Annotated in this window: 5 protein-coding genes; 4 read left to right on the forward strand and 1 reads right to left on the reverse strand. The window is 68.6% G+C overall.

Going from position 1 to position 4,663, the window contains the following annotated elements:
• Positions 1–165: 165 nt before the first annotated feature.
• The 4 genes from QWY84_RS19765 to QWY84_RS19780 all read left to right on the forward strand — a co-directional run bounded on the left by QWY84_RS19765 (position 166) and on the right by QWY84_RS19780 (position 3,618).
• Positions 166–906 (forward strand): GntR family transcriptional regulator, encoded by a 741-nt coding sequence (locus tag QWY84_RS19765; protein ID WP_290204779.1) that lies wholly within the window; start codon positions 166–168, stop codon positions 904–906.
• A 34-nt stretch (positions 907–940) separates the two neighbouring features.
• A complete protein-coding gene (puuE, locus tag QWY84_RS19770) occupies positions 941–1,939 on the forward strand; it encodes an allantoinase PuuE (protein ID WP_290204780.1) in 999 nt (332 codons plus the stop codon).
• A 2-nt stretch (positions 1,940–1,941) separates the two neighbouring features.
• Entirely contained in the window at positions 1,942–2,433 is a 492-nt protein-coding gene (locus tag QWY84_RS19775) for an ureidoglycolate lyase (protein WP_290204781.1), read from the forward strand.
• A gap of 234 nt (positions 2,434–2,667) precedes the next feature.
• A complete protein-coding gene (locus QWY84_RS19780; RefSeq protein ID WP_290204782.1) occupies positions 2,668–3,618 on the forward strand; it encodes a LysR family transcriptional regulator in 951 nt (316 codons plus the stop codon).
• 46 nt (positions 3,619–3,664) lie between these two features.
• Here QWY84_RS19780 and QWY84_RS19785 read toward each other — a convergent pair whose 3' ends face one another.
• Positions 3,665–4,252, reverse strand: coding sequence for a uracil-DNA glycosylase (locus QWY84_RS19785; protein WP_290204783.1), 588 nt, complete (start codon positions 4,250–4,252; stop codon positions 3,665–3,667).
• Positions 4,253–4,663: the final 411 nt, after the last annotated feature.

Raw genomic sequence — 4,663 nt, forward strand, 5'->3', positions numbered from 1 at the left:
TCGACGGCGTCGACCCGCGCGGCGAGACCGTCGGCGCCGGCATGCAGTACCGCTTCTAGCGGTGATCCGCGGCATCCCCTGGAGCCTCCGCTCGTGGGTGTATACAATTCTGTAGAATCAGTGGCCTGGACCGATGCGTTCGGGCGAGCCCAGGGGAGGAAGAAGATGTCGAGAGATAACATCACCGCCATGACCACCGGCCGCAAGGGCAAGGGACGGGACTCCAGGCGCGACGAGGAGATCTACCGGGCCATGAGCGAGGCCATCGTCGAGCATCGGCTCTCGCCCGGGGATCGCCTGCCGGAGGATGCCCTGGCCGAGGCGTTCGACGTCAGCCGCACGGGCATTCGCAAGGTGCTGCAGCGACTGGCCCTGGAGCGCCTGGTCACCATCCAGGCCAACCGTGGTGCCAGCGTGGCGCGGCCGTCGCCGGGCGAGGCCCGGGATGTCTTCGAGGCGCGCCGCCTGGTGGAGTGCGCGCTGATGGGCAGCGCGGCCGACAACATGACGGAAGAGGATCTCTCGGAGCTGCGTCAGCTGGTCCGCGACGAGCGTGAGGCGCAGGCGGACGGCGACCAGCGCAATGCCATCCAGCTCTCGGCCGCATTCCACACGCGGCTGGCGCGGGTCGCCCGCAACGAGCCCATGAGCGAGTTCGTCGGCCAGCTGGCGCTGCGCTCGTCGCTGGTGATCGCCGTTTACGGCTCCACCGACAGCGTCGGCTGCGATTGCGGCGACCACGGCGAGGTCCTGGACCTGCTGGAGGCGGGCGAGAAGGAGCGGGCCCGCACCTGGATGGAGAGCCACCTGCGGCATATCGAGAAGTCACTGCGCTTCGAGGGCAGCAGCGAAGGCACACCGGATTTCAAGGCAATCTTCGGTCGTCGCGGGGCGGGGGAAGGCTGATCCCCGCCCGCGGTCGGCCCAGGGAGACGACACCATGAGTGACGAGCACAGCAGTACGCCGTATCCCCGGGACATGCGGGGCTATGCGGGTGATCCGCCCCATGCGCGCTGGCCCGGCCGGGCCCGCGTGGCCGTCCAGTTCGTCCTGAACTACGAGGAGGGGGCGGAGAGCAACATCCTGCACGGGGACTCGCATTCGGAGGTGTTTCTCTCGGAGATCATCGGCGCCGAAGCCTACCACGACCGCCACATGAGCATGGAGTCCATCTACGAGTACGGCTCGCGGGTGGGCGTATGGCGCGTGCTGCAGGAGTTCGAGCGCCGCGGCCTGCCGTTGACGCTTTTCGGCGTCGGCATGGCCCTGGAGCGCAACCCGGAGGTGGCCGAGGCCTGCGTACGCCTGGGCCACGAGATCGCCTGCCACGGCTGGCGCTGGATTCACTACCAGCACATGGACGAGGCCACGGAGCGGGCCCACATGGAGCGTGCGGTGGAGACGATCCGGCGCTTGACCGGCGAGCCGCCCCAGGGCTGGTATACGGGACGGGACAGCCCGAATACCCGGCGGCTGGTGGTCGAGCACGGCGGATTCCTCTACGACTCCGACTACTACGGCGACGACCTGCCGTTCTGGACGCAAGTCGAGACCGCAAGCGGCGAGCGCAAGCCGCACCTGGTGGTCCCGTATACGCTGGACAGCAACGACATGCGCTTCGCCACGCCCCAGGGGTTCAATTCCGGCGATCAGTTCTTCGCCTATCTCCGCGACGCCTTCGACGTGCTCTACGAGGAGGGCGCGGAACGGCCGAAGATGCTCTCCATCGGTCTGCATCCGCGGATCATCGGACGCCCTGGCCGCTTCCGGGCGCTGCAGCGGTTCCTGGATCACGTGGAGGCGCATGATCGCGTGTGGGTCGCCCGCCGCGTGGATATCGCGCGCCACTGGGCGGAAGTCCATCCCTGGGACAGCCGCGCGGAGGACGACCGCTCGCAAGCGGGCAGGGCGGAAGCGGCGTTGCACGGGGGCGGCTGAGCATGGAGCTGTGGGCGGAACCGCTGACCCGTGACGCCTTCGCCGCGTTCGGTGACGTGATCCAGGCGGACGACAGCGTGCGCCGCTTCCCGATCAACGGCGGCACGACCATGCGCTACCACGACCTGGCCTCGGTCCAGCTGCTCGGCGAAGGGGCCCGCCCCGCCATCAGCATCTTCCGCAGCCGGCCCTTCGTGCCGCCCATCGAGCTGGAACTGCTGGAGCGCCACCCGCTGGGCAGCCAGGCGTTCATGCCGGTGACGGGGGATCGGTTCGTGATCGTGGTGGCGCCGCCGGGGGAGTCCGTCCGTAGCGGGGATATCCGCGCGTTCGTGACCAGCGGCAGCCAGGGCGTGAACTTTCACGCCGGTGTCTGGCATCACCCCATGCTGGCCCTGGATCGGGAGGCGGACTTCCTGGTGGTGGATCGGGAGGGCGCCGGCAGCAACTGCGACGAGCGGGATCTTCCCTGTCCCATCACCGTTACTCTCTGAATCGTTCCACCGCTGCTCGTCGGTGCGCGGACCCACGGCCCCGGAAGACGTTTTCCGCGGGTAAAAAAAGGAGCCCGTGCGGGCTCCGGAAGCTAGGGAGGCTTTCGCGATCGATCGCTGCCGGCCGGCAGCGTGATCACCAGAACGATAGCAATCCGGCGTCGCGCCCTGAAGCGACAAAAACGACAAGAACCCGTGCCGGAGAGGCAAAGATTCGTAACCGGAGGAGAAGACGTGGATCACACGACCCAGATGCTGATCTTCGTGCGCTGCGTCGAGCACGGGAGCTTTTCCGCGGCGGCGCGGCAGCTTCACATGACACCGTCGGCGGTGAGCAAGCAGATCCGCCGCCTGGAAGACCGGCTCGACGCCCGGCTGTTCAACCGCACCACGCGTCGCGTCGGCCTCACGGAAGTCGGCCAGGAGTTCTACCGGCGCTGCGCCGAGATCATGACCCGGATCCAGGAGGCCGAAGAGGCCGTCGGCTCTCTTCAGGGGGAAGTGCGCGGCACCCTGCGCGTGACGGCCACGGCGGCATTCGCCCGGGTGCAGGTGCTGCCGCGGTTGAACCGCTTCCTGGCCGCGAACCCGGATCTCAACATCGAGTTCGAGCTCACCGACCGCCCCGTGGACGTGCTCAACGAGGGCATTGACGTCGCCATCATGCTCCAGGAGCAGGTGGACGATCCGTCCCTGGTGGTGCGGCAGCTGGCCGTGAACCGGCGCGTCATCGTCGCCTCGCCGGACTACATCCGGCGCAACGGCCAGCCGGAGACGCCGGACGACCTGCGCCATCACAACTGCGTGACGCTGTACAACGTCACCGGCTTCAACGACTGGGACTTCGAGGACGGCCACGGGGGCACACGGAGAATCCACGTGGACGGGAACTTCCACGCCAACACCGCCAGCGGCGTGTACGAGGCGGCCCGTGCCGGCGTCGGCGTGGCGCGGCTGTCCACCTGGCTGGTGGCGCCCGATCTGGAGGCGGGCCGGCTCGTCCCGGTACTCCCGGGCTATGTCCAGGAGAACTCCGCGTACTACGTGCTCTTCCCGCAGGGGCGGCATCTCGCCCGCAAGATCCGTGCGTTCGTCGATTTCCTGGTCGGGGAGTTCAAGCCCGTGGCGCCCTGGGAGCGTGCCGACGGCGACGCGGCATCGGTGCCCGCCGGCGGGGCCGGCTGACGGCCTGCCCAGCGGTTGGGGCCGGTTAACAGGCCCGGATGCCGCACTAGTCCAGCATGGCCACGGCGCGGGCCACCGCCCGGTGTCCAAGCTCGCTGATGGGGCGCCCGTCCGGTGTGCGGCGATTCCACGCCAGGCCGCTGGTATGCGGCATCGGCACCACCGGGATGCCCTGGTAGACGGGCAGCTCGCCGTCACCGGACGGGCGCTCCAGCAACGCGTCCAGGCGCTCCAGGTGCCGGTTGGTCCAGTAGGGCAGCAGCTGAGCCGTCGCCGTCTGGCCCACGGCCAGCAGCACCCGGGGCGCGAACGCCTCCAGCGTTGCCGTCAGCCAGGGTTGGCAGGCCGCGATCTCCGCCCGCCGGGGGCGCCGGTTGTCCGGCGGCCGGCAGCGCACGACGTTGGTGCGGGCGTAGTCCCGGCGCCCCAGGCCGTGTTCCGCCAGCACGCGATCCAGGGTCCGCCCGGCGGGGCCGGCGAAACCGACGCCCTGTTCATCCTCCTGTCGCCCCGGCGCCTCGCCCACGGCCATGAGCCCCCCGACCGGCCCGTCGGGCAGAACGACCCGGCTGCGGCCCCGGCAGAGCGCGCAGGCGACGCAGGTGGTGGGGTCTCTGGCGGGGAGATCCGTCACGGTGCTCGATCCTCGGTCGCGGCCGGTCGTTGTGCACTTTCGCGGTGCGCCCGGCGATGATTGTGCACTATGCCGGGGTGTGCCGGCGGTACCGGTCTTCCCGGCATGAACCGGACCGCAGTGGTTCCTTCCTGATTATACGGCCGTTTCTCTCGAAAGAACGCTGATGGCACGAAACCTGAAACCGTATACATGAATGTATTGCATTCGCTGTAGAAGATGGCCCGGTCCCTCGCCGGAGCCGGGCCTCAAGTCAACGGCAACGGGGGAATCATCGTGCGCCATAGAATGAAAACATGCGGGATTGTACCGGGTACCATGGCACTCATGCTCGCTTCCGGCGCTGCAACGGCGCAGACGGAGGTGGAGTTTCACGGTCTGATGGATGTCTGGGCGGGGAGCAACCGTCCG

It is taken from the genome of Aquisalimonas lutea, assembly GCF_030409225.1.
Taxonomy (GTDB): Bacteria; Pseudomonadota; Gammaproteobacteria; order Nitrococcales; family Aquisalimonadaceae; genus Aquisalimonas; species Aquisalimonas lutea.

Bases quoted from the DNA above. Each gene is read 5' to 3' on its own strand.
- QWY84_RS19765 (WP_290204779.1), top strand. From the start codon at position 166: ATGTCGAGAGATAACATCACCGCCATGACCACCGGCCGCAAGGGCAAG.
- puuE (WP_290204780.1), top strand. From the start codon at position 941: ATGAGTGACGAGCACAGCAGTACGCCGTATCCCCGGGACATGCGGGGC.
- QWY84_RS19775 (WP_290204781.1), top strand. From the start codon at position 1,942: ATGGAGCTGTGGGCGGAACCGCTGACCCGTGACGCCTTCGCCGCGTTC.